At 49.2% G+C, this 25727-nt stretch carries 19 protein-coding genes; 14 read left to right on the forward strand and 5 right to left on the reverse strand.

Annotated elements, in window-relative coordinates:
- Positions 1-15 precede the first annotated feature (15 nt).
- Positions 16-1461 carry a tetratricopeptide repeat protein gene (locus IAD09_09745; protein ID HIT82503.1) on the reverse strand — a complete coding sequence of 482 codons (1446 nt, stop codon included), beginning with the start codon at positions 1459-1461 and terminating at the stop codon, positions 16-18.
- Positions 1462-1545: 84 nt separating this feature from the next.
- On the reverse strand, positions 1546-3249 hold the full coding sequence (locus IAD09_09750) for a glutamine--tRNA ligase/YqeY domain fusion protein (GenBank protein ID HIT82504.1): 1704 nt from the start codon (positions 3247-3249) through the stop codon (positions 1546-1548).
- Positions 3250-3521: 272 nt separating this feature from the next.
- Here IAD09_09750 and IAD09_09755 point away from each other — a divergent pair, with 272 nt between their 5' ends.
- From IAD09_09755 to phoU, 5 genes are read left to right on the forward strand one after another with little or no spacing between them, the layout of a single operon-like run.
- Entirely contained in the window at positions 3522-4343 is an 822-nt protein-coding gene (locus tag IAD09_09755; protein HIT82505.1) for a PstS family phosphate ABC transporter substrate-binding protein, read from the forward strand.
- A gap of 10 nt (positions 4344-4353) precedes the next feature.
- On the forward strand, positions 4354-5547 hold the full coding sequence (gene pstC / locus IAD09_09760; protein ID HIT82506.1) for a phosphate ABC transporter permease subunit PstC: 1194 nt from the start codon (positions 4354-4356) through the stop codon (positions 5545-5547).
- 4 nt (positions 5548-5551) lie between these two features.
- A complete protein-coding gene (pstA, locus tag IAD09_09765; protein ID HIT82507.1) occupies positions 5552-6433 on the forward strand; it encodes a phosphate ABC transporter permease PstA in 882 nt (293 codons plus the stop codon).
- A 15-nt stretch (positions 6434-6448) separates the two neighbouring features.
- A complete protein-coding gene (locus IAD09_09770) occupies positions 6449-7201 on the forward strand; it encodes a phosphate ABC transporter ATP-binding protein (GenBank protein ID HIT82508.1) in 753 nt (250 codons plus the stop codon).
- Between the two features lie 17 nt (positions 7202-7218).
- Positions 7219-7908, forward strand: coding sequence for a phosphate signaling complex protein PhoU (phoU, locus tag IAD09_09775; protein HIT82509.1), 690 nt, complete (start codon positions 7219-7221; stop codon positions 7906-7908).
- A 97-nt stretch (positions 7909-8005) separates the two neighbouring features.
- On the opposite strand, the gene IAD09_09780 is transcribed toward phoU, so the two are convergent.
- A complete protein-coding gene (locus tag IAD09_09780; GenBank protein ID HIT82510.1) occupies positions 8006-8578 on the reverse strand; it encodes a superoxide dismutase in 573 nt (190 codons plus the stop codon).
- A gap of 29 nt (positions 8579-8607) precedes the next feature.
- Positions 8608-9066, reverse strand: a complete 459-nt coding sequence (locus IAD09_09785) for a tryptophan-rich sensory protein (GenBank protein HIT82511.1) — start codon at positions 9064-9066, stop codon at positions 8608-8610.
- A gap of 174 nt (positions 9067-9240) precedes the next feature.
- Between IAD09_09785 and corA the strand changes: the two genes are divergently transcribed.
- From corA to IAD09_09830, 9 genes are all read left to right on the forward strand, one after another.
- Positions 9241-10266, forward strand: a complete 1026-nt coding sequence (gene corA / locus IAD09_09790; GenBank protein ID HIT82512.1) for a magnesium/cobalt transporter CorA — start codon at positions 9241-9243, stop codon at positions 10264-10266.
- Positions 10267-10331: 65 nt separating this feature from the next.
- Positions 10332-12803, forward strand: coding sequence for an endonuclease MutS2 (locus IAD09_09795; protein HIT82513.1), 2472 nt, complete (start codon positions 10332-10334; stop codon positions 12801-12803).
- Positions 12804-12938: 135 nt separating this feature from the next.
- Positions 12939-14831 carry a 1-deoxy-D-xylulose-5-phosphate synthase gene (locus IAD09_09800; protein ID HIT82514.1) on the forward strand — a complete coding sequence of 631 codons (1893 nt, stop codon included), beginning with the start codon at positions 12939-12941 and terminating at the stop codon, positions 14829-14831.
- A gap of 49 nt (positions 14832-14880) precedes the next feature.
- The gene (gene trkA / locus IAD09_09805) at positions 14881-16215 is read left to right on the forward strand and encodes a Trk system potassium transporter TrkA (protein HIT82515.1); all 1335 of its coding nucleotides are present in this window, start codon (positions 14881-14883) and stop codon (positions 16213-16215) included.
- 1 nt (position 16216) lies between these two features.
- Positions 16217-17680 (forward strand): TrkH family potassium uptake protein, encoded by a 1464-nt coding sequence (locus IAD09_09810; GenBank protein ID HIT82516.1) that lies wholly within the window; start codon positions 16217-16219, stop codon positions 17678-17680.
- 87 nt (positions 17681-17767) lie between these two features.
- Positions 17768-20305: a DNA translocase FtsK gene (locus IAD09_09815; protein HIT82517.1), complete on the forward strand. Its 2538-nt coding sequence runs from the start codon at positions 17768-17770 to the stop codon at positions 20303-20305.
- 10 nt (positions 20306-20315) lie between these two features.
- Entirely contained in the window at positions 20316-20930 is a 615-nt protein-coding gene (locus IAD09_09820; GenBank protein ID HIT82518.1) for an outer-membrane lipoprotein carrier protein LolA, read from the forward strand.
- A gap of 32 nt (positions 20931-20962) precedes the next feature.
- Positions 20963-21907: a thioredoxin-disulfide reductase gene (gene trxB / locus IAD09_09825; GenBank protein ID HIT82519.1), complete on the forward strand. Its 945-nt coding sequence runs from the start codon at positions 20963-20965 to the stop codon at positions 21905-21907.
- A 201-nt stretch (positions 21908-22108) separates the two neighbouring features.
- On the forward strand, positions 22109-22810 hold the full coding sequence (locus IAD09_09830; GenBank protein HIT82520.1) for a Crp/Fnr family transcriptional regulator: 702 nt from the start codon (positions 22109-22111) through the stop codon (positions 22808-22810).
- 86 nt (positions 22811-22896) lie between these two features.
- Here IAD09_09830 and uvrA read toward each other — a convergent pair whose 3' ends face one another.
- Positions 22897-25725 carry an excinuclease ABC subunit UvrA gene (uvrA, locus tag IAD09_09835; GenBank protein HIT82521.1) on the reverse strand — a complete coding sequence of 943 codons (2829 nt, stop codon included), beginning with the start codon at positions 25723-25725 and terminating at the stop codon, positions 22897-22899.
- Between the last annotated feature and the right edge of the window lie 2 nt (positions 25726-25727).

The following is a 25727-nucleotide window of genomic DNA, read 5'->3' on the forward strand; positions in this document are numbered from 1 at the left end:
GTCATTTATAATTCATTACAAATTCGTATTCAGGTTTCTACCCAGTTCGTCTCGCAGAAGTCGCATGATGTGAGCCAAAGACTCCACCTTCCGACGATTCTCGTCGTCCATGTTGTTCAAAGTCTCCGCATTGCCCATGAGAGTCTCTATCTCTCCGGCCAACTGCATGGCCTCTTCCACATCACCATATTTGAAATGAGCCAATGCCAGGCTCAACAACATCTCCACATCGGTATAGTGCGAATAATCGGCCGCCTTGGTGTAATATTCAATGGCTTTTCCGAGATAAAGCGACCGCTCCTCTCCCTCTGCCAATGAGGCCAACTGCTCCATGAGTTGGGCCAAGTTTTTGCAGGCATACGCATTTTCGGGGTCAAGAACAAGGGCTTGCTGAAAATGTTTCTCGGCATCGGCCCAATGTCTTTCATACATATCGAGTTCTCCCAGGAAAAGAATCGCATCGACATGATAAGTGTCTATTTCGAGTGTCTTTTCCAAAGCTTCGCGCGTATGAGCCAAATCGTTGATGCTGTAATAGTTGGTAGCCAACTGATAATAAAAATCAGCGTTCGGATAATCGGCATAACGTATGGCCAGCAACAGCGAATTGATGGCTCGCTCGTAGAGCCCCATGTGAGAATAGCAGGCCGCCAACATGGCATGAGCCAAACTCTTGTCGCCGGCGACTTCGAGTACTTCATCGAAAATGCGCATGGCCGACTGGAAATCGCCTTTGTCATAGAGGCAGCACCCCTTAGATATCATCGTCTCGACATTGTTCTCGTCGATAGCCAATGCAAAGTCACAGGCTTCGATAGCCTCGTCATACCGGCCTTGCAAGGCCAACAAACGAGCCAAGTCGAACCAGTCGGAGTGCGAATAGGGATCCTTGTCGAGCAACTTGTTGTAAATGTCGATGGCCTTGTCGTTCTGCTGCTGGTCTTCATAGATGTGAGCCAACTCCCGCATCAGGGCATCTTCATCTTTGGGCAATCGACGGCAAGCCTCATCGATAAAGGCGTATGTCTCCGAAAGGCAATCGTAGTCGAGGAACAAATCGATGACATCGAGACAAATGTCCAACGACAACTCATCGGAATCGAGCAATTCATCGATATAGGCAATCGCCCGTGTCTTTTCGGAACGAATCAATGCTATTTCGGCTTGGATAAGAAGGGCATCGACCGAATGACTGTGAAGCACCGATATTTGCTTCTCGGCCTCGTCGATGCGGTCGAGACACAGCAAATACCCGGCACGTCGCACCAGCAACTCGGGATTGCCGGGGTGCAACTCCAATCCATACTCAATAACGTCGAGAGCCTCCTGGTATTGTTCCGAGAGCTCATATTCATAGGCGATGTCTTCGAGGTCCTCGGCATCAAAATAGCGGCGTTCTCCCCGCCGAAGCATCTCCTCATAGCGGCGTATCAATTCTGAATCGATTTCTTCATTATCCATAAATGCCCATTTTTACGACAATACCGGAGCAAAACGAAAAAATATTTCCGTATTGCTCCGGCAGGGAATAGATTGTATAACGGTTCAATGTTTATCTTTTATTTTCTCCCAACTATCTTTCAAGGAGACGGTACGGTTGAAGACCAAATGTCCCGGGGTCGTATCGGGGTCGACCGAGAAATAACCGATACGCTGGAATTGATAGTGGTCGCCACATTTTGCCGTCTCGGCCAAATAGGGCTCGATATAGGCTTTTACGACCTTCAACGAATCGGGATTCAAAAGCTCTCTGAAATCCTTCTCTTTCTCCTCGGCCGGATTTTCGACCATGAAAAGACGGTCATACATGCGCACTTCGGCTTCGACCGCATGACGCGCCGACACCCAGTGCAACGTACCTTTCACCTTGCGGTTGCTCTCGGGCAATCCGCTGCGGGTGGCGGCATCGTATTCGCAATATATTTCCTCGATTTCCCCGGCCTCGTTTTTCTTGCAACCGGTACATTTCACGATATAAGCCGATTTGAGTCGCACCTCTTGTCCCGGCGTCATACGGAAAAATTTCTTGGGCGGATTCTCCATGAAATCTTCCCGTTCGATGTAAAGTTCCCGAGTGAAGGGCATCGAGTGCACTCCGGCTTCGGGCTTCTCGGGATTGTTTTCGGTATCGAGGTATTCGACTTGGTCTTCGGGATAGTTCGTAATGACCAGTTTCACCGGATTGACCACGGCCGCCACGCGATTGGCGTTTTTGTTGAGGTCTTCGCGTATGCTGTGTTCGAGCAACGCCACGTCGATGAGACCGTCGAATTTGGTGTAGCCGATTTTGTCGACAAAATTGCGTATCGACTCAGGGGTGTACCCGCGACGGCGCAATCCGCAGAGGGTCGGCATGCGGGGGTCGTCCCAACCGCACACGAGTTTCTCTTGCACGAGCTGCAACAATTTGCGCTTGCTCATCACCGTATAGGTGAGATTGAGGCGGTTGAACTCGATCTGTCGCGGGCAATAGCTCTCGTCGGCAAGGAATTTCACGAACCACTCATACAGGGGGCGGTGTACTTCAAACTCCAACGTACATATCGAGTGGGTCACCCCTTCGAAATAGTCCGACTGTCCATGGGCGAAATCGTACATGGGATATACGTTCCATTTCGTTCCCGTACGGTGATGCGGGTGCTTGATGATGCGATACATGATCGGGTCTCTCATGTGCATGTTCGAAGAGGCCATGTCGATTTTTGCGCGCAATACCATCGAACCTTCTTCAAACTCACCTTTGTTCATGCGTTCAAAAAGGTCGAGATTCTCTTCTATGGGGCGGTCGCGATAAGGGCTGCTCACGCCGGGTTGGGTGGGGGTACCTTTCTGCTGGGCAATCTGCTCCGAGGTCTGCTCGTCGACATAGGCATAGCCCTCTTTTATCATGCGTATGGCCAAATCATACAATTTGGGGAAATAATCCGATGCATAATAGAGACGGTCTCCCCAATCGAAGCCCAACCAATGTATATCTTCCATGATGGAATCGACATATTCCACATCTTCACGGGCAGGGTTGGTGTCATCGAAACGCAAATTGCAGGTTCCGCCAAATTTCTCGGCAATACCAAAGTCCATGCATATCGCTTTCGCATGGCCTATATGCAAATAGCCATTCGGCTCGGGCGGGAAACGGGTATTCAACCGACCTCCGTTTTTGCCGGCAGCCAAATCGGCCTCGACAGCCAGTTCTATAAAATTCAGGCTTTTCTTTTCCTCTTCATTTTGTTCTGCTACTTGTGTCATGGTCAAAGTTTTTCTACTTGCAGATATATCACGTTTGTTTAATAGCGGCAAAGATAGCGAATAAAATCCATTTATCACATTCCTTTATTTTATTTACATCGACCCGAATACTTTTTTCCACGCTGGCCAGCATAACATGTTCCCCATAATGAAACTTTATAATCATGTAGTGGTACAATTATTTTCACTGTGAAAAAAAATTGTAATCTGAATGTAACATCTTTTTCGCATTATAATATGAATTTTGCATCGTCAAATCAATGCCGAATAATATGTATAAAAACATTCTTTTGATTCTCCCGTTGTTCCTCATCTTTTCTCAACCATCTGCTTCACAACGCATCAAAGGCAGCGACACGGTTCTTCCTCTCACCCAAAAATGGGCCGAAACATTCATGCACGAATATCCAAATACATCGGTCACCGTCACCGGTGGTGGCAGCGGAGTGGGCATTTCGGCCATTATGGAAGGGACGACCGATATTGCCATGTCTTCCCGGCGCATCAAATTCGGAGAGAAAATGAAACTGAAACAAAACAGCACCGAGGTCAACGAAGTCATTGTAGCTTACGATGCATTGGCAGTAATCGTCAATCCGTCAAATCCGGTCAACAATCTCACGCGAGAAGAATTGGAGGCCATTTTTCGGGGGAAAATAACCAACTGGGAAGAAGTGGGCGGCCCCGATGCCAAAATCATCGTATATTCACGGGAAACCTCATCGGGCACATACGAATTTTTCAAAGAAAGCGTGCTGGAAAACAAGAACTACACCAACAATATCCTTTCCATGCCGGCAACAGGAGCCATCATACAATCGATAAGACAAACCAAAGGAGCCATCGGTTATGTGGGCATGGCCTACCTCAACCCTTTTGTTAAAGCCATCAACGTATCATACGACGGTGGAAAGAACTATGTTCACCCGTCGATAGAAAACGCCCGGGCAAAAAAATATCCCATCGTGCGGCCGCTTTACTATTATTACAATAAAAAAGACGAAGAAAAAGTCCGTCCTTATATACAATTCATCACATCAGAAAAGGCCGAAAACATTTCTTTGGAATTAGGATTCATTCCCGCCACATTATAAAAAATTCTATATGAAAAAATGGATTGACTATATTGCAACGCGGTTGTTTACCGTCAGCGGCTTTGTAACCAGCGCGGCCATTTTGTTGATTATTGGTTTCTTGTTTACCGAAGCAGTCGGTCTCTTCAACAATCCGATAATCGAAGACGGATATACGCTCGCCGTCAACAAAGAAAACAAAATCAAATCGTTAAGTGCAGAGCAGATAAAAAACCTCTTCGATGAAGAAATACCCAACTGGAAAGAGTTGGGAGGCGAAGACATTCCCGTGCAAACATTCCGGCTCGAAGATTTGTCCCAATATTATTCCGAAGAAGAACTCGGAGCCGAATATGAATATGCGGGGAATAAAATAGGAGACATCATTCGGCAAGAAAAGGGCATGATTGCTTTTGTCCCCAAAAACCTGGTTCAAAACGAACCCGGCATACGCTTGATTGAAGACAAAAACATTCCGGTAAAAGATGTCTTGTTGGGCAAAGAATGGTACCCCACCGCCACACCGTCACCCATTTTCGGAATCCTGCCATTGCTGTACGGAACTCTTTGGGTAAGTTTCTTTGCCATACTGATAGCTCTTCCTTTCGGGCTTTCCATAGCCATATACATGTCAGAAGTGGCCAATCCCAAAATCAGAAAAATATTGAAACCGATTATCGAACTTCTCAACGGCATACCTTCTGTCGTATATGGATTTTTCGGATTGGCCGTCATCGTTCCTTCCCTGCAAAACGTCTTCGACCTCCCTGTCGGAGAATCCGGACTGGCCGGAAGCATCGTTTTGGCCATCATGGCTCTGCCTACCATCATCACCGTTGCCGAAGATGCCATGCGCAGTTGCCCAAGATCCATGCGAGAAGCCAGTTTGGCACTCGGTTCCTCACAATGGCAAACCATATACAAGGTCGTCATACCGTTTTCGATATCGGGTATCACCTCAGGTGTCGTTCTGGGCATAGGCCGCGCCATCGGCGAGACAATGGCCGTGCTTATGGTGACCGGCAATGCGGCGGTCATACCGACATCGATCATGGAACCGCTGCGTACTATCCCCGCTACGATTGCAGCCGAATTGGGAGAAGCCCCGGCCGGAGGGGCCCATTACCAATCCCTGTTCTTGCTCGGTGTCATTCTATTCTTTATCACATTGTTCATCAACTCCTGCGTGGAAATCGTTTCGGCACGCAACAAAATAAAAAAATAGTATTATGAGTTTCAACACCACCTCTTTTATCAAACGGAGGAAATTAGCTCAAAATTCGGCATTCGCTTTATTCCGGATTTTCAGTTACAGCATTGTCGTCATACTCTTTTTTATCTTGGGATTTATCCTCATCAAAGGGTTTGGTGTCATCAACTGGGACTTTATCACCCAAGCTCCCAGCGACGGCATGACCAAGGGAGGAATCTGGCCGGCCATCGTCGGGACATTTTATTTGATGATTGGCAGCGCCATATTTGCGTTTCCCATAGGAATCATGAGCGGCATATACATGAGTGAATATGCCCGTTCGGGGAAACTGGTCAATTTCATACGGACCATGACCAACAACTTGGCCGGCATACCGTCGATTGTATTCGGCCTCTTCGGAATGGCATTTTTTGTCAATCGGTTAGATTTCGGCGACAGCATTTTGGCCGGCTCCCTTACATTGGGACTGTTGGCACTTCCCATCATTATTCGCACGACCGAAGAAACATTCAAAGACATTCCGAACCACTTCAGAGAAGGAAGCCTTGCTTTGGGTGCCACAAAAGCCCAGACCATCTGGAATGTACTGCTTCCGATGGCCACTCCCCGTGTCATAACAGGATTGATTTTGTCTCTGGGACGAGTTTCGGGCGAAACAGCTCCTATCCTATTCACTTGCGCGGCCTATTTTTTACCCAAATTACCCACGGGGATTTTTGACCAATGCATGGCCCTGCCCTATCACCTTTACGTCGTAGCCACCAGTGGAACCGACATCGAAGCCCAAGAACCCATTGCTTACGGGACGGCTTTTGTCCTCATCGTCATCGTTCTCATCATGAATCTGGCCGCCAACGGCATACGCAACCACTTCGACAAAAAAATAAAGTTAAAATAACAAACAAGAAACATCATGGACAAAATAAAGGCAACCAATGTAGATTTTTATTATGGGAATTTCCATGCCTTGAAAAATATATCCTTAACAATCCCCGAAAATCAAGTCGTGGCATTTATCGGCCCATCGGGTTGCGGAAAATCGACTTTTCTGCGTCTCTTCAACCGCATGAACGACCTGATTCCCAATACAAGGCTGACCGGCAATATCTCCATCGACGGACAAGACATCTATGACAAGTCGGTCGAAGTAGATGTTTTACGGAGAAACGTAGGCATGGTATTCCAACGCCCCAATCCTTTTCCCAAAAGCATCTTCGAGAATGTGGCCTATGGTTTGCGTGTCAACGGGGTCAAAGACAAAGAATACATTTCACACAAAGTGGAAGAAGCCTTGAAAGGTGCCGCTTTATGGGAAGAGGTGAAAGACAAGTTGAAAGAGTCGGCTTATGCTCTCTCGGGGGGCCAACAACAACGTTTGTGCATAGCCCGGGCCATGGCCGTGTCACCATCGGTTCTGCTGATGGACGAACCGGCCTCGGCCCTCGACCCCATATCGACGGCAAAAATCGAAGAACTGATATGCGAATTATGCAAGCAAACAACGATTGTCATCGTTACCCACAGCATGCAACAAGCCGCTCGCGTCAGCCACAAAACAGCATTTTTCTACTTAGGAGAAATGGTAGAATATGACGATACGAAAAAAATCTTTACAAATCCTTCCAAGGAAGCCACACAAAATTACATTACAGGACGTTTTGGATAAAATAAAAGCAATTTATTATGGTAAAATTTGTTGAAAACGAACTTATCGCGATAAAAAATGAAGTGAGTGACATGTGGTTGCTGGTGCAACAACAGCTCGAAAATGCTTTCGAAGCCTTGCGCAACCACGACGAGGAGTTGGCAAACAGCGTCGCCTCAAGAGAAAAACGGGTAAATGCATTCGATTTGAAAATCGATAGCGACATTGAAGACTTCATCGCATTGTATAATCCGGTGGCCGTAGACCTCCGTTTTATGTTGGCCATGTTGAAAATCAACAACAACCTCGAACGCATCGGCGATTATGCCGACAGCATAGCCAGGTTTGTGGTAAGAAATGCCATTTCCGATGCAGACAAGCAACTTTTCAATGCCAAAGAATTGACCGACATGTATGAACAAGTGCTGCAAATGTTCACGACAACATACAAAGCATTAGAAACGTCCAATGTATCTTTGGCCAAGTCGGTCATCGAGAAAGACGATCTTTTGGACTCTCTCAACAAAAAAGCACTCGACAAGCTGGCCGAGTATGCAAAAGATTACCCCTCGGCCATTCGGTTCTGTCTGGAAATAGCCGCCATTTTACGCAAACTTGAACGTACCGGCGACCACATCATCAACTTGGCCGAAGAAACCGTGTTTTATATCGACGCCGAAGTGTTGAAACACCTCTACTCGGCTGCGCCATCGATTCATGAAGATTGATTATGGCCCGACCGATAAACAGAACATGAATAATCGTGAAAAAGGGGCTCGACGTGATATCGGGACCTTTTTTCCCCGATTTCATTTGTAAAATGACTCATAAACGACCTGCCACCTTATCCCAATCGACAAGCCCCCAAAAAGCTTTTACAAAATCGGCTCGGCGGTTGCGATAGTCGATGTAATAAGCATGCTCCCACACGTCAATGGTCATGACGGGTTTGAGATTCTTGATCAACGGATTTCCCGCATTTCCCATGGCATCGATCGAGAGATGGCCGTGCTTGTCGGCAGCCAACCACACCCAGCCTGAGCCGAAGAGGGAAATGGCCGCCTTGGAGAACTGGTCCTTAAACGTCTCGACCGAACCGAAATCGCGTGTCAACACGTCGAACAGATTCGCCGGAATCTCCTTTTTGCGGGGTGTGAGCATATCGAAAAAGAAGGTATGGTTCCAGGCTTGTGCCGCATTGTTGAAGATTGCCCCATCGGAACTCTTCACGATTTCTTCGAGCGACATGCCGTCATAAGGCGTATTCTCGATAAGCCGATTGAGATTGTCGACATAGGTTTGCAGATGTTTTCCGTAGTGATAATCCATGGTCTCTTTGCTCATGACCGGAGCAAGGGCATCGACCGCATAAGGAAGTTTGGGCATCAAATGTTTCATAGGTTTATAATTTGAAGTTAGACCGGATTTCAAGAATTATAAAAGAAGATATAGGCATTCAGATAGGTTGCCAGCAGCAACCACAAAGCATAGGGCACAAAAAGCCACGAAGCCGCACGGCTCACGACATAGCTCTTAAAGAGATATACAAATACCAGGACATCGAGCAGCAGAATATCGACCAGTCCCGCCAACGGACTGCGACAAGTGAAGAACAATATCGTCCACAAAAAATTGCAAAAGAGTTGTCCCCCCCACACGACAACGAGCCACCGAGCCGGTTGCCGGTCGATGAGCAGGGATAAAGAAAGCCCCATCAGGACATAGAGAATCGTCCATACCACCGGAAAGACAATGGCCGGAGGCGTTATGGCCGGCTTTTGCAAACCGGGGTACCACTCCAATATGGCCGTTCCTTGTAAAAAAGCTCCTGACACACCGACTCCCAAACAGAGCAATATGGGCCACAAGTAATTCAAAGTTTTCATCACAATAAAGATATTCAAATTCTAACTCAAAAACAACAATCTACCCTGTTTTTTTGTTCATTGTCATGCTATTTCCCCATCGAAACAGGGATATTTTACAGCATTTCGGCATATCCGACGAGAATATCTTGTATCTTCGAAGCGAAAAGAGCCGAACCAATATCTGACCGACAAATGAACAACAACAATCTCCTCACCGACCGCCTCAGCTACCGCAGCGAGCACATGGCACCCACGCAATTGCACCTGTTCAGTTACAATGCCACCGACATCGACGAGCACGTCGAGAAAGAACCCGAAAGCCTCATTCCCCTCATGGAGCGCCCCGGATACATTCACTGGCTGCAAATATGCGGATTGCAAAACACGGCTCACATACAAAGCATCTGCACCCACTTCGGCATCAATTTCCTCATCATGCAGGATATTCTCAACCCCAACCACCCGTGTAAAATCGAGGAGTATGAAAAATTCAACATTGTCATTGCCAAATATTTCGACCAAGACAAAGAGTCGCAGGTAAGCATCGTGCAAGGCGAAAATTTCATACTCACGTTCATGGAATACGAAACCGAGTCATTTCATGGCATCGAGAACGCCCTGCGCAACAATATCCTGAAAATTCGCACCCGCACCTCAGACTATCTGCTCACAGTCCTGCTCAATGATTTGGTCTCGAACTTCATTTCAGTATCGGCCCAAATCGACAACGCGCTCGAAGATTTGGAGTCGGAACTTCTGCTCGAAAAAAGCGCATACGAAATAGGCATCGAAATACAGACCTTGCGAAGGAGGTACCTCCTGCTCAAACGCACGGTCACGCCACTCAAAGAGCAATATATGCGACTGATACGCTCCGACTCGCCCCTGATACACAAGACCAACCGAGCCTTTTTCAATGACCTCAACGACCACATCAATTATGTCGCCCAAAACATCGAAATCTGTCGCGAGACCCTCTCTTCGCTGGTCGACCTGTATATATCGAACAACGATTTGCGCATGAACTCCATCATGAAACGGTTGACCATCGTCTCGACCATCTTCATACCGCTCACCTTTCTTGCCGGGGTATGGGGCATGAACTTCGACTACATGCCCGAACTCAGTTGGGAATACGGCTACTTGGGCGCATGGCTGCTTATGATAGGTATCGGCGTGGGGGTGTATGTATTTCTCAAAACGAAAAAATGGAAGTAAGCTGTCCGACAGCCCATAATCCCGATAAGATTTCGTACCTTTGCGGCTCATCATAATGCAGAGAAATGACCTACCCACAAAACTTTGAAGAGAAAATCGGATTCGACAAAATACGCTATCTCATCAGCGAACGTTGCCTGAGCACTTTGGGCAGCGAACGCGTGAATGAAATGAAATTTCTCACGTCGTGCGATACAATCGAACGGCTGCTGCGGGAGACCGAAGAATTCACCCGCATACTGCAAAGCGAAGACGACTTCCCGGCCGACTATTTTTTCGACATACGCCCCTCATTGCAACGGGTTCGCATCGAGGGCACATTTCTCGATGAAACCGAACTTTTCAACCTGCGGCGTTCGCTCGAAACGATTCGCAACATCGTAGGCTATTTCATAACCGAAGAAGGCGAAGAGTGCCTCTATCCTTATTTGCAGGCATTGGCCGCCGATGTCGTCGTTTTTCCACAACTACTCACCCGCATCGACCAAATAATCGACAAATTCGGGCACATCAAAGACAACGCCTCTCCCGAGCTGGCACAGATACGACGGGAACTCAACCATACCCTCTCGGGCATCTCCCGCAGTCTGAACATCATTCTCAGAAATGCCCAAAACGAAGGCATCGTCGACAAGGAGGTGGCTCCCACCCTGCGCGAAGGGCGGCTGGTCATACCCGTCATACCGGCTCACAAGCGGCGCATCAAAGGCATCGTGCATGACGAGTCGGCCAGCGGGAAAACCGTGTATATCGAGCCGGCCGAAGTCGTGGAGGCCAACAACCGCATCAGGGAACTCGAAGGCGAGGAACGTCGCGAAATCATGCGCATTCTCACGCTCTTTACCGATGAATTGAGACCGCACCTGCCCGACATCGCCTATTCTTATGAATTTCTCGCCGACATCGACTTCATACGGGCCAAAGCCTTGTTTTCGCTCGAAACAAATGCACTTCTTCCCCATTTTGAGAAGTGTCGGCAAATCGAGTGGTACCATGCCGTGCACCCCCTGCTCTACCTGGCGCTCAAAAAGCAAAACAAAAGTGTCGTGCCGCTCGACATCACACTTACCCCCGAACAACGCATACTGCTCATCTCGGGGCCGAATGCGGGTGGGAAATCGGTATGCCTCAAAACGACCGGACTACTGCAATATATGTTGCAATGCGGCCTGCTCATTCCCGTGTATGAAAATTCGCACGCGGGCATCTTCGACCACATCTTCATCGACATCGGCGACGAACAGTCTATTGAGAACGACCTGAGCACATACAGTTCTCACCTGACAAACATGAAATATTTTGTCAAGAACTGCAACGAAGGGACCTTATTGCTCATCGATGAATTTGGCGGCGGCACCGAGCCCCAAATCGGCGGAGCCATCGCCGAAGTGCTCCTCGACCGTTTCAATCGCAAAGGAGCTTACGGAGTAATCACCACCCACTACCAAAACCTGAAACAGTTTGCCAAAGATACCCCGGGCATCATAAACGGGGCCATGCTCTATGACCGCCACATGATGCAACCGCTCTTCAAACTCTCCATCGGTAACCCGGGTAGCTCCTTCGCCATAGAAATAGCCCGTAAAATCGGTCTGCCCGAAGATGTCATTGCCGACGCTTCGGAGAAAGTGGGTTCGGACTATATCGACATGGACAAGTACCTGCAAGACATCGTCCGCGATAAACGCTACTGGGAAAACAAACGGCAAAACATACGGCAACGCGAAAAGCAGTTAGAAGAGCTCACCCGGAAATACAGCGACGACTTGCAAGAAATCGAGAAGGAACGGAAACGCATCTTGAAAGAGGCCAAACAGAAAGCCGAACAACTGATTGCCGAGTCGAACGCCCGCATCGAAAACACCATTCGCACCATTAAGGAGGCCGAAGCCGAAAAAGAAAGGACCAAGGCCGCCCGTCAAGCCCTCCATTCGTTCAAAGACGAGCTGTCGAACGACGAAGAAAACAACGATGCCATATCGAGGGAAATAGCCAAAATCAAAAATCGGGAAGAGAAAAAGAACCGGCGGAAAAGTGAAAACCGAAACGAACCGACCAACCTCACTCCCATCACCGCTGGCGATGCCGTATGCATCAAAGGGCAAACCATGGTAGGAGAAGTCGAGTCGGTCCAAGGCAACAAGGCCGTCGTCATTTTCGGCCAAATCAAATCATCGGTCAAACTCGAACAACTCGAAAAAGTCAACCGCAACCGGCTGAAACGGGAACAGGCCGTGAAAGCGACGTTCGTAAGTGAAGAAACAACCAACAGCATGCGGGAGAAAAGTCTCAACTTCCACCGAGAAATCGACATTCGCGGATTCAGAGCCGACGAAGCCCTCCAAGCAATTATCTACTTCATCGACGACGCCATTCAGGTAGGAGCCCAACAGGTACGCATCTTGCACGGTACCGGGACAGGCGCCCTGAGGCAACTGGTAAGAGACTACCTCAAAGGGGTGTCGGGAGTACGCACTTTTCACGATGAACATGTGCAATTCGGAGGCGCCGGCATCACCGTCGTGGAACTCGATTGAAACAAATTTGTCACACCCACACACGCTGCAAGTCATTGGTGCGGCACGAAGGAATCGGAGTCACATCGATAATTATGCCATAGATTGACGATATTGCAAAGAAAAAATGTATCTTTGCGTGTTAATCACACCGAAATGATTACCGAAAAAAGACCTATACTTCCCGACCTATATAATCCCGACGACCTACGGAAATTGTCTCTCGACCAACTTCCGCAAGTGTGCGACGAACTGCGACAATTCATCATCAATGCCCTTTCACAAAATCCCGGGCATTTCGCATCAAGCTTGGGAACAATCGAATTGACCGTAGCCCTGCATTATACGCTCAACACCCCCTACGACCGCATCGTGTGGGACGTCGGGCACCAAGCCTATGCCCATAAAATCCTGACCGAGAGACGAGAACGATTCTCTACCAACCGCAAACTCGGCGGGCTCAGCGGGTTCCCGTCACCCATGGAAAGCCCCTACGACACATTCGTGGCCGGGCATGCCTCCAACTCCATTTCGGCCGCACTCGGCATGTCGGTAGCCTCCAACCTGAAAGGAGAAAAAGGCCGCAAAGTCGTTGCCGTCATCGGCGATGCCGCCATAGCCGGCGGCTTGGCGTTTGAAGGGCTCAACAACGCATCGACCAACCCCAACAACCTGTTGATAATTCTCAACGACAACAACATGGCCATCGACAACAACGTCGGTGCATTCCACCATTACCTGTCTCATATCAACACGTTGCCATTCTACAACAACATACGCTATCTGCTCTACCGGACATTGGTGAAGATGCGCCTTGTCTCGGAACAGCAAAAAGGAGCCATTCTCCGATTCAACAACAGTTTGAAAGCTCTCATCGCAAGGCATCAGAACATATTCGAAGGGCTGAACATCAGATACTTCGGACCCATAGACGGGCATGATGTGACACAATTGGTGCGGGTACTGAACAATATCAAAGATATGTCGGGACCCAAAATACTGCACATCAAAACCGTCAAAGGAAAAGGTTTTGCCCCGGCCGAGAAAGACGCTGTCGCGTGGCATGCACCGGGTCGTTTCAACAAGGAGACGGGCGAACGCATCACAAACCACAGCCAAAACCAACCACCGCTCTTCCAAGATGTATTCGGACATACTTTGGTGGAACTGGCCGAGCAAAACGAAAAAATAGTGGGCATCACGCCCGCCATGCCCACCGGCTGTTCCATGACCTACATGATCGAGAAGTTTCCCAACCGCGCTTTCGACGTGGGCATCGCCGAGGAACATGCCGTCACGTTCTCGGGCGGACTGGCCAAAGAAGGGCTCATACCTTTCTGCAACATCTACTCCTCATTTATGCAACGGGCCTTCGATGAAGTGATACACGATGTGGCCATACAAAACCTCCCCGTCGTGTTCTGTCTCGACCGCGCAGGTCTCGTCGGTGAAGACGGCATGACCCATCATGGAGCATTCGACCTCGCCTATATGCGTTGCATACCCAACATGACCATTGCCTCACCCATCGACGAACATTATCTGCGCCATCTCATGTTCACGGCACAATCGACGGGACATTGCTTCACCATACGCTATCCCCGCGGACACGGCTCACTCATCGAATGGCAATGCCCCATGCAACGCCTCGAAATCGGCAAAGGCCGCTTGTTGTCCGATGGCAACGACATGGCAGTCCTGTCGATAGGGCCCATCGGGAAATCGGTGCAAAAAGCCGTCGCCTCGGCACGGGAACAAGGGGTGTCGGCCGCCCACTACGACATGATATTCCTCAAACCCATAGATACCGAAATACTCCATCATGTAGGGAAGCATTTCAAACGCATCATAACCGTCGAAGACGGTACCATCGAAGGAGGCTTGGGAAGTGCCGTCATGGAATTTATGGCCGAAAACAACTACACGCCCCACATCAGACGGATAGGTATACCCGACCGGTTTATCGAACAGGGAAGCATTCCCGAACTTTATGCCTTGTGCGGCATGGACGAAGCCAGTATCGAAAAACGCATTCTCGAAACGTGGTAACAAACGACAGACACCAAGAAAAATTTATAGCATCGACATACCCCAAATTATGAAAATCATTATCGCAGGAGCAGGCGAAGTCGGAACACACCTGGCCAAATTATTATCGAATGAGAATTTGGACATCGTTCTCATCGACACCGATGTGGAAAAGTTGAATTGGCTTGATGCCAACTACAATCTGATGACCATCGCAGGGTCGCCCACTTCTCTGAAAATCCTGAAACAAGCCGGCATCGAAGAGGCAGACTTGTTTATTGCCGTCATGCCTTATGAAACACGCAACATCGTGGCGTGCCAATTTGCAAAAAAATTCGGCACACGCAAAACCGTCGCCCGCATCGATAACTATGAATATATGTTACCCGAAAACAAGGCATATTTCAAAGAAACGGGTGTCGACGAACTGATTTATCCCGAAATGCTCGCCGCAGAAGAAATCGTAACGGCATTGAGTCATAACTGGGCACGCAACTGGTTCGAATTATGTAATGGAGAACTTATTCTCATCGGTGCGAAAATTCGTGAAAACGCCCGAATCCTAAATCAGAAACTGTCGGAATTGAACAAAGCCCACTTACTATACCACATAGCCGCCATCAAACGTAAAGATCGGACCATCATTCCGAGAGGTTCTGATGAAATACTGGTAGGTGATATCGTATATTTTACCACAACACCGGGACACATACACGACATTCAACAACTCACCGGCAAAAAAGAAATCGACGTGCACAAAGTCGTCATCATGGGAGGCAGCCGCATAGCGATAAGGCTCGCACGCATCTTGCCCGACTCCATGCGCATGAAAATTATCGAAATCGACAAAGACCGTTGCTACAAACTGGCCAACTCCATACCCGAAGTCATGATTGTCAATGGAGACGGCCGCGATACCGAATTTCTCAAAGAAGAAGGCATCAAAGACACCGATGCATTCGTCGCACTGACCGACAGTGCCGAGACCAATATCCTAGCCTGCCTGTCGGCCAAGCGTTTCGGTGCCGTAAAGACTGTCGCCGAGGTAGAGAACCTGTCATTCATACCTACGGCAGAAAGTCTCGACATCGGGTCGGTAATTAACAAAAAGCTGCTCACGGCAAGCCGCATTTTCCAAATATTGCTCGACGAAGACTCTTCCAACGTCAAGTGCCTTGCCATGTCCGATGCAGAAGTAGCCGAACTCATCGTCAAGGAAAACGCCCCCATAACACAAAAACCCATCAAAGACCTCAATCTACCCCGTGACATCACGCTGGGCGGTCTTATCCGCGACGGCAAAGCAATGATCGTAAACGGTAACACGCAGATACAAGTCAATGACCATGTAATGGTTTTCTGCCTTGATACCGTCATTCACAAATTAGGCAAATTATTTGGATAAAATGGCTGATATCAATTACCGCATCATACTGAGAATCATAGGCGTACTGTTATGGTTAGAAGCCTTGTCGATGCTTCTGCCGTTGGCCGTCGCATTATACTACGGCGAGCACGACATCAATGCCTTTTTACTGACGATAGGTATAGCTGTCGCAAGCGGAAGCATACTCTTTTTCCAATATTCCAACAAAGAACGGAAAACACTGGGGAAACGCGATGGAATCATGGTCGTAACCCTATGTTGGATATTTTTCTCATTGGTAGGTTCCCTGCCATTTATCTTCTCCGGTTCCGTCGAAAATTTGGCCGGAGCTTTCTTTGAAACTGTTTCGGGAGTTACAGGAACCGGAGCAAGCATAATACCCGATGTGGAAAAACTTCCACACGGCATTCTCATGTGGCGCAGCCTCATACAATGGTTGGGCGGATTGGGAATCATTCTTTTCACCCTCGCCCTCCTGCCTTTGCTGAACAGTGGAGGCAGTATGCAGTTATTCAATGCCGAGACAACAGGTATCATGAACGACAAACTCGGCCCCCGCATAGGCCAAACCGCCAAGCTCCTATGGACGACTTATTTGGGAGTTACACTCGTGCTTACGGCACTTCTCTACATGGGCCCCATGAACCTTTTCGATGCGTTATGCCATGCTTTTACGACTTGTGCAACGGGGGGATTTTCCACTAAAAATGCCAGCGTTGCATATTGGAACTCAGCATACATCGAATATGTCATCACAGCGTTCATGCTCATTTCGGGTATCAATTACGCACTTGTGTACCGTGCGATACGCGGCGAAGTAAAAAAAACATTCGGAAACGAAGAAGTGAAATGGTATCTGATTATAGTGGCCGTATTTACAATCCTCATCACAATCGGTTTGTTTTTCAACGGGGTTGCCGACAAATTAGGTATCGAAGCCACCATACGGGCGGCATTGTTCCAAGTAGCCTCAACCATCACCTCTACCGGCTACATAACGGCCGATTTCGTCGCATGGGGGCCATTCTTCTGCATACTCATCTGTCTGCTGATGTTTAGCGGAGGCTGCGCCGGTTCGACCAGTGGTGGGGCAAAAGTCATACGCATTGTTGTGCTACTCAAAAACACCATATACGAATTTTACCGGCAGGTACACCCCAATGCCATCGTCCCGGTGCGCATAAACCAACAGGCCATATCGCACGAGATCGTATCCAAAATACTGGCATTTCTTTTTACCTACGTATTCATCGTCATCATTGGCGCATTAGCTTTGGCAACGATGGGTCTCACTATCGACGAAGCATTTGGCTGTTCACTTTCCTGTATCGGGAACATAGGTACCGGATTGGGACGGACATTATATTCATTTGCCATCATACCCGATGCCGGGAAATGGATACTATCATTCATCATGCTGGTGGGACGACTCGAAATTTTCACCGTACTGATTCTTTTCACCCCATATTTCTGGAAAAAATAATCATAAAAAGAGCTATATTCTTCGATAAAACCGCACTTCTTCTTTTTAAAACGATTATTTTTGTGAGAAGATTTAACTTGCTGAAACATGGCTACCAAAAAGACCGAAAAAACAACTTCGAAAAAAGAAAATGCATCTGCACGGGAAATCAAAGAACCGTTCCGCCGCAAATCCATGCGCATATTGCGTGACGAGCGCACGCGGTTTGTCATAGGTCTCATCGTGCTTTTCTTCTCGATATTCATGGCCATCTCGTTCATCTCCTTCTTTTTCGACGGAGCTGCCGACCAAAGCATTATCGATTACCAATCGTCAAAAGAGATGAACAGCATAGGCAATGGCATACAAAATTGGGGCGGTTCACATGGCGCAGCCTTTGCCGACTTCTTTATCAACCGCTGGATCGGTGTCTCGGCCTTTTTCATACCCATCTTCCTGGCACGGCTTGGGTTGAAGCTCATGAATGTCTTCTCCATGTCGATAGTGCGTTCTTTGGCCTATACATGCGCACTCATCATCATTTGCTCGCTCACGTTCGGATTCTTTTTCAAACATTTTTACGAAGATTCTTATCTTTTCCTGGGCGGTTACCACGGGTATTACGCCACCGAATGGCTCGAAGCCCAAATCGGCTGGCCGGGCACATTGTTGGTAATCCTCTCGGGCATATTGCTTCTGTTGATAGCCGTCAGCCGCCGCACAATCGTGATTTTGAGACATCTCTTCCGCATGGATTTCCTTCCGAAAAAGAAACCCGCCGACACAACCATGCCGGCTTCTGAACCTGCGGGAGCAACCGGCAGCAATGTGGAGATTCCCAATGATGAAACTTCAACGGCCACGGATACGGAAATTCCCGCCATCAACGACAACCCGACAGCAGAACCCGGAAACCTCGATGAAATGCCGGTCGATGAACCTCATGACGAAAACGAGCCTTCATACGACGTCCATGCAGAAAGCACCGATGATTTCATGCCCGAGCAGGAAATGCGCGTGGAGGATGAAGTCTACAAAGTGATGTCCACCGACGAAACATCACCCGTCGTAACCGAACCGACATTCACCATCGATCAAGGGGTTGTGGAAGACGAGGCCAAAGAACAGACGGAACTCGATGAATATGACCCGACACTCGATTTATCGTATTACAAAGCGCCTACATTTGACCTGCTTCGCGAAGACAAGTCGAGCACAAATACCATCGACATCAACGAACAAGAGGCCAACAAACAACGCATCATCAATACGCTTGAAAATTACGGCATACGCATCAGTTCGATAAAAGCCACTGTCGGCCCCACCGTCACCCTATATGAAATCGTACCCGAAGCCGGTATCAAGATTTCGAAAATAAAAAACCTCGAAGACGATATAGCCCTCAGTCTGGCCGCCCTCGGCATACGCATCATCGCGCCTATTCCCGGCAAAGGGACCGTAGGTATCGAAGTCCCGAACCGCAACCCGCAGATGGTACCGATGCGCCCCATCATCGCTTCGCGCAAATTCCAGGAATGTGACTACGAACTGCCGTTGGCCTTGGGAAAAACCATCACCAACGAGATATTCATGGTCGACCTCTGCAAAATGCCGCACATACTGGTGGCCGGAGCCACAGGACAAGGTAAATCGGTCGGCTTAAATGCCATCATCACCTCGCTCCTCTACAAGAAGCACCCCTCGCAACTGAAATTTGTGATGGTCGACCCCAAAAAGGTTGAGTTCAGTATTTACAGCGTCATCGAGCGGCATTTCCTGGCCAAGTTGCCCGACAGCGAAGAGGCCATCATTACCGATACCGACAAAGTGGTGCAGACCCTCAGCTCGGTATGCGTCGAAATGGACAACCGCTATAAATTGCTGCAAATGGCCCGAATGCGTAACATCAAAGAGTATAACGCCAAATTCATCTCGCGCCAACTCAATCCCGAAAACGGGCATCGCTATATGCCCTATATCGTCGTTATCATCGACGAGTTTGGCGACCTGATTATGACAGCGGGCAAAGAGGTGGAACTGCCTATTGCCCGCATCGCCCAACTGGCCCGCGCCGTGGGTATCCACATGATTATCGCCACGCAACGTCCATCAACCAACATCATCACCGGCAGTATCAAAGCCAACTTCCCGGCCCGTATAGCCTTCAAAGTAGCCTCCATGATCGACTCCCGCACCATTCTCGACACCCCGGGTGCCAACCAGTTGATAGGCAAGGGAGATATGCTCGTATCGTGCAATGGCGGCCTCACCCGCGTGCAATGTGCCTTCGTCGATACGCCCGAAGTGGAGAACATCTGCCAATATATCGGTTCCCAACAAGCCTACCCGACCGCCTATCTGTTGCCCGAATACGTCTCCGACAACAACGGGGCAAATAGCAATGCCGTCGACCTGAAAGACCGGGATCCATTCTTCGAAGAGGCAGCCCGGCTCATCGTTGCCAACCAACAGGGTTCAACCTCATTAATTCAACGGAAATTCTCTATCGGGTACAACCGCGCTGGTCGTCTGATGGACCAACTCGAAGCCGCCGGAATCGTAGGCCCCTTCGAAGGCAGCAAAGCTCGTCAAGTGCTTGTCGCCGATGAAATCCAACTTTCCCAGATTTTGAACACCCTCCGATAATTCGACCACCATGAAACTTTCGCATATCTTGTGGCTATTCCTCACATTGACCCTCCCGCTGACAGCCGGGGCCGAGACCAAAGCGACACGACTGCTCGACAGGGTCGTGGAGCAAATCAATTCCCCCAAAGGCATCTCGCTGAGTTTTATCCTGCGACAAGGCGACATGCCCGACGCCACAGGGACAATCGACATGCAAGAGAACCGGTTCAAGATTGATGTCGATGAGATGACGACATGGTTCGACGGTACCACTCAATGGACCTACTTGAAACCAGCGGGAGAGGTAAACATCTCCCTTCCGGGGGAAGAAGAGCTCACACAGACCAATCCTTATCTCCTCCTGCAAAACTATAAAACGACATTCGACTGCCGATTCATCGGGAAAAAGGGCAATGTGTGCGAACTCGCCCTCCTTCCCCGGGAAGAGTCGGAAATCACCGAAATACATGTCTTTATCGAAGAAAAGCAGTCGGTGCTCTCCCGCCTTGTGGTAACCCAACGCGGAAGTCAAAATTCCGAAATAACAATCACTCGGTATGAAACCGACCCGAACTTTTCCGAAAAACATTTCGTTTTCGAAAAAGAACATTACCCCCAAGCCATCATCATCGATTTGCGTTAAAACAAATTATTCATCATAAAACGAACAGCTATATGGAAACCATCGAAAGAATACGTTGCCTTATCGTAGGTTCGGGACCGGCAGGATATACCGCAGCCATCTATGCCGCCCGCGCCAACCTCTCTCCAGTCTTATATGAGGGCATACAACCCGGCGGACAGTTGACCACCACCACCGAAATCGAGAACTTCCCCGGTTACCCCGAAGGCATATCGGGCAGTGAAATGATGGAACAACTCCGCCAACAGGCTCTGCGTTTCGGCACCGACATACGCACCGGCATCGTCACGGCCAGCGATTTTTCCACCACGCCCTATCGTCTCACGATCGACGGGGAGAAAATTGTTGAAGCCCACGCCATCATCATTGCCACCGGTGCTTCGGCCAAATACCTGGGTCTCCCCGATGAAATCAAATACGCGGGACAAGGTGTTTCGGCTTGCGCCACCTGCGACGGTTTCTTTTATCGCAAGAAAGTCGTTGCCGTGGTGGGCGGTGGCGACACGGCCTGTGAAGAAGCCGTGTACCTGTCGCACTTGGCCAGCAAGGTGTATATGATTGTGCGTAAAAACTACCTGCGGGCTTCGAAAATCATGCAAGAACGTGTCATGGGTAGTGAAAACATCGAAGTCCTCTTCGAGACACAAACCGTGGGTCTCTTCGGTGAAAACGGCGTCGAAGGCGCACATTTGGTAAAATACAAGGGAACCGACCGTGAAGAGTATGTCGACATTGCCATTGACGGGTTCTTCCTGGCCATCGGACACACCCCCAACACCAAGGCATTCCCGGCCATAACAACCGACGAAGCCGGCTACATCGTTACCAACGGCCGCACAACGGCGACAAACATTCCCGGCGTATTTGCAGCCGGAGACGTTGCCGACCCGCTTTACCGCCAAGCCGTCACCGCCGCGGCAGCCGGTTGCCGGGCAGCCATCGATACCGAAAAATACCTATTGGAGAAAGGGTTGTAACCACCCTTCTCACCCGCGATACCGACAAAAGGGACGACCTATTCGTGTCGTCCCTTTTGCTTTACAAATCCCCCAAAAACGGCGCGGCCTCTTTGCGAATAAACATTCTCTTCCCCGAAATGCTATTTTCGGAACAAATCTTTTGCTTCGCGACGCTTTTTTCGTATATTTGTAATTGTATAACACTGTTATATAACAGCCATGGTAAAAAAGAACTCAATAGAGGCCCTTATAAACGAAGCTCTCGCCGGAATGCTATCGATACTCAACGACGACGAGAAACGCCTTATTACGGAAAATTTTCATATTCAGACGTTCAAAAAAAATGAGATGATCTATAACGAAGGCGAAAAAGCCGAATTGCTGATGTGTCTCATCAAGGGAAAAGTGAAAATCTTCAAAGCGGGAATAGGCGGACGATGCCAAATCATGCGATTGATTCGCCCCATACAATACTTCGGATACCGGGCCTACTTTGCAGGAGAAGATTACATAACGGCAGCCTCGGCCTTTGAGAACGCCACCATCGGATTCCTTCCCATGCCGCTTATCGAGAGTCTCGTCAAACAGAACAATCGCCTCGCCTACTTTTTTATCAAGGAACTCGCCATGGACTTGGGCATGTCCGATACCCGCACCGTCAACCTCACCCAGAAACACATTCGTGGCCGGCTGGCCGAGTCGCTTCTCATGCTCAAAGACAATTACGGCATGGAAGAAGACGGCATCACCATAGGCATATACATGGGACGGGAAGACTTGGCCAACCTGTCGAACATGACTACCTCGAACGCCATACGCACCCTGTCGTGTTTTGCCGATGAAAAAATCATCGTGGTCGACGGTCGAAAAATCCAAATCATCGACGAGAACCGCTTGCGGAAAATCAGCCGTTTCGGATAGTATGTAATCCATCTCGATAGATATCTCACAGAAAAATGCCCCTTGCAAATGATTTTGCAAGGGGCATTTTCTTGTATCGGGGTGCATTACAAGCCCAGTTCCGACCGCAAATAACGGGCCGTATATCCCACTTCGGGGTGAGAAGCCACCTCTTCGGGCGTACCGGTTATCAAAACCGTACCGCCGTTGCGGCCGCCTTCGGGGCCCATGTCGATGAGATAGTCGGCCGATTTGATGACATCGAGATTATGCTCGATGACCAGAACGGTATTTCCTTTGTCGACCAAGCGGTTCAACACGCCCAGCAGTACCCGAATATCCTCAAAATGCAATCCCGTCGTGGGTTCATCGAGAATATACAACGTCTTGCCGGTATCTTTTTTCGATAACTCGGTGGCCAGTTTCACCCGCTGGCTCTCTCCTCCCGAGAGGGTTGTCGAGGGTTGACCCAGCTTTACATATCCGAGACCGACATCTTGCAAGGTTTTTACCTTGGACAGTATGGCGGGGATTCCGGCAAAAAACTCGACAGCCTGATTGATGGTCATATCGAGCACATCGGCTATCGATTTCCCCTTGTAGCGTACATCGAGTGTCTCGCGATTGTAACGTTTCCCCTGGCAGGCTTCACAAGGCACCAGCACATCGGGAAGGAAATTCATTTCGATGGTTTTATATCCGTTTCCGCCGCACACTTCGCAACGGCCGCCGGCCACGTTGAACGAGAACCTCCCGGCTTTATAACCGCGTATCTTGGCCTCGGGCAACTCCACGAACAGATTGCGAATATCGGCAAAGAGACCTGAATAGGTCGCCGGATTGGAACGCGGAGTCCTTCCCAAAGGAGACTGGTCCACATTGACGATTTTATCGATATTTTCGAGGCCGAGAATCTCGTCATAGGGCAACGGTTCGGCCATGGAGCGATAAAATTTTTGGCTGATAATGGGTTGCAGTGTGCCGTTTATCAACGACGACTTGCCACTTCCCGAAACGCCGGTCACGCAAATAAATTTACCCAACGGAAATTCCACGGTGAGATTTTTGAGATTGTTACCGCGGGCTCCGCATAAAGTGATGACCTTCCCATTGCCGGCTCGCCGCACAGGGGGTACCGGTATCGACATTTTCCCGTTGAGATAGGCGGCCGTGAGGGTGTCGCGCGACAACATCTCGCGAGGTGTTCCCGCGAAGACGACTTGACCGCCGAGCCGTCCGGCCCGTGGGCCGAGGTCGACGATGTAATCGGCTTCGAGCATCATGTCCTTGTCATGCTCCACAACAACGACCGAATTGCCCATGTCGCGCAACCGTTTGAGTGAATGTATGAGCCGTATATTGTCGCGTTGATGCAGACCGATACTCGGCTCATCGAGGATATACAAGACATTTACCAGTTGGGAGCCTATTTGGGTGGCAAGACGTATGCGCTGACTTTCCCCGCCCGACAAGGTCCCCGACGCACGCGACAGGCTCAAATATTCGAGCCCCACATCTATCAGGAACTGCAACCGGGAACGTATCTCTTTGAGAATCTCCCGGGCTATGGCAGCCTGTTTCTCGGAGAGGCGGTCTTCGATATTTTCGAGCCAACGGTAAAGCTCGGCTATGTCCATGGCCGACAGCTCTGCGATATTTTTCCCGTCGATGCGGTAATGCAATGCCTCCTTGTTGAGACGTGCTCCCCCGCACTCGGGACAGGTAACGGTCGTCACAAATTGTCCCGCCCATTTCTGTGCCTTGGCCGTGGCATCGGACTGCTGTTGCATCTCGATGTACTTGACCAATCCATCGAACGTCAAGAAATAATTGGAATTTCCCAACGAGAGATTTTTCACGTTGAGCCGCTCATCGGTTCCGTTGAGAATATCGTTGAGCGCCTCCTCGGGCAACTCTTTTATGGGGGTCTTCAATGATGCCCCGTATTTCTCGCAAATGGCCTCGATTTGCCAAAACAACAAGACATTGCGATATTTCCCGAGAGGCAATATTCCTCCCTGGTAAATCGAAAGTGAAGCATCGGGTATGATTTTTTCCTTGTCGATGATATTGAAATACCCCAAGCCCTTGCAACAGGGGCATGCACCTTGGGGAGAATTGAACGAGAAATTATGCGGTGCCGGTTCACTGTAAGAGAGACCCGTTGCGGGGTCCATCAACGTGCGGCTGAAATGGCGCAACTCGTTTTTATCGACATCGAGCACCATGAGCAGGCCGTCGCCCTGCTTCATGGCAACACGCACGCTGTCTTTGAGACGCCGGTCGTCTTTCTGCGTAACGACCAGTTTATCGACCAGCAACTCGACACTGTGGTTTTTGTAGCGGTCGAGTTTCATGCCGGGGAGAATTTCCCGAATTTCTCCATCGACCCGCACCGAAAGGTAACCTTTGCGACGCAACTGTTCGAAAAGTTCCTTGTAATGGCCTTTGCGGTTGCGTACCAACGGAGCAAGAATATAGGTCTTGCGCCCCAAATATCGCTCGCTGATAAGTTGTAAAATCTGCTCTTCGGTATATTTGACCATCTTCTCGCCCGATAAATAGGAATAGGCATCACCGGCACGGGCAAAGAGCAGACGGAGGAAATCATAAATTTCTGTCGTTGTCCCCACTGTCGAACGGGGATTCTTATTGACCGTCTTCTGTTCGATGGAGATGACCGGACTCAGTCCCGTTATCTTATCGACATCGGGACGCTCCATGTTTCCCAAGAAATTCCGGGCATAAGACGAGAACGTCTCGATGTAGCGGCGTTGTGCCTCGGCATATATCGTATCGAACGCCAATGACGACTTACCGCTTCCGCTCAAACCGGTAATCACGGTGAAAGCGTTGCGGGGTATCTCCACATCGATGTTTTTGAGGTTATGCACACGGGCACCCCATATCTCTATTTTTTCTTCGTTATCTGACATAT

It is taken from the genome of Candidatus Caccoplasma merdavium, assembly GCA_018715595.1.
Lineage (GTDB): Bacteria > Bacteroidota > Bacteroidia > Bacteroidales > UBA11471 > Caccoplasma > Caccoplasma merdavium.

Bases quoted from the DNA above. Each gene is read 5' to 3' on its own strand.
- IAD09_09795 (HIT82513.1), top strand. From the start codon at position 10,332: ATGACCTACCCACAAAACTTTGAAGAGAAAATCGGATTCGACAAAATA.
- IAD09_09745 (HIT82503.1), bottom strand. From the start codon at position 1,461: ATGGATAATGAAGAAATCGATTCAGAATTGATACGCCGCTATGAGGAG.
- pstA (HIT82507.1), top strand. From the start codon at position 5,552: ATGAGTTTCAACACCACCTCTTTTATCAAACGGAGGAAATTAGCTCAA.
- IAD09_09750 (HIT82504.1), bottom strand. From the start codon at position 3,249: ATGACACAAGTAGCAGAACAAAATGAAGAGGAAAAGAAAAGCCTGAAT.
- IAD09_09785 (HIT82511.1), bottom strand. From the start codon at position 9,066: ATGAAAACTTTGAATTACTTGTGGCCCATATTGCTCTGTTTGGGAGTC.
- pstC (HIT82506.1), top strand. From the start codon at position 4,354: ATGAAAAAATGGATTGACTATATTGCAACGCGGTTGTTTACCGTCAGC.
- uvrA (HIT82521.1), bottom strand. From the start codon at position 25,725: ATGTCAGATAACGAAGAAAAAATAGAGATATGGGGTGCCCGTGTGCAT.
- phoU (HIT82509.1), top strand. From the start codon at position 7,219: ATGGTAAAATTTGTTGAAAACGAACTTATCGCGATAAAAAATGAAGTG.
- IAD09_09815 (HIT82517.1), top strand. From the start codon at position 17,768: ATGGCTACCAAAAAGACCGAAAAAACAACTTCGAAAAAAGAAAATGCA.
- IAD09_09830 (HIT82520.1), top strand. From the start codon at position 22,109: ATGGTAAAAAAGAACTCAATAGAGGCCCTTATAAACGAAGCTCTCGCC.
- IAD09_09755 (HIT82505.1), top strand. From the start codon at position 3,522: ATGTATAAAAACATTCTTTTGATTCTCCCGTTGTTCCTCATCTTTTCT.
- IAD09_09820 (HIT82518.1), top strand. From the start codon at position 20,316: ATGAAACTTTCGCATATCTTGTGGCTATTCCTCACATTGACCCTCCCG.
- trkA (HIT82515.1), top strand. From the start codon at position 14,881: ATGAAAATCATTATCGCAGGAGCAGGCGAAGTCGGAACACACCTGGCC.
- IAD09_09810 (HIT82516.1), top strand. From the start codon at position 16,217: ATGGCTGATATCAATTACCGCATCATACTGAGAATCATAGGCGTACTG.
- trxB (HIT82519.1), top strand. From the start codon at position 20,963: ATGGAAACCATCGAAAGAATACGTTGCCTTATCGTAGGTTCGGGACCG.
- IAD09_09770 (HIT82508.1), top strand. From the start codon at position 6,449: ATGGACAAAATAAAGGCAACCAATGTAGATTTTTATTATGGGAATTTC.
- IAD09_09800 (HIT82514.1), top strand. From the start codon at position 12,939: ATGATTACCGAAAAAAGACCTATACTTCCCGACCTATATAATCCCGAC.
- corA (HIT82512.1), top strand. From the start codon at position 9,241: ATGAACAACAACAATCTCCTCACCGACCGCCTCAGCTACCGCAGCGAG.
- IAD09_09780 (HIT82510.1), bottom strand. From the start codon at position 8,578: ATGAAACATTTGATGCCCAAACTTCCTTATGCGGTCGATGCCCTTGCT.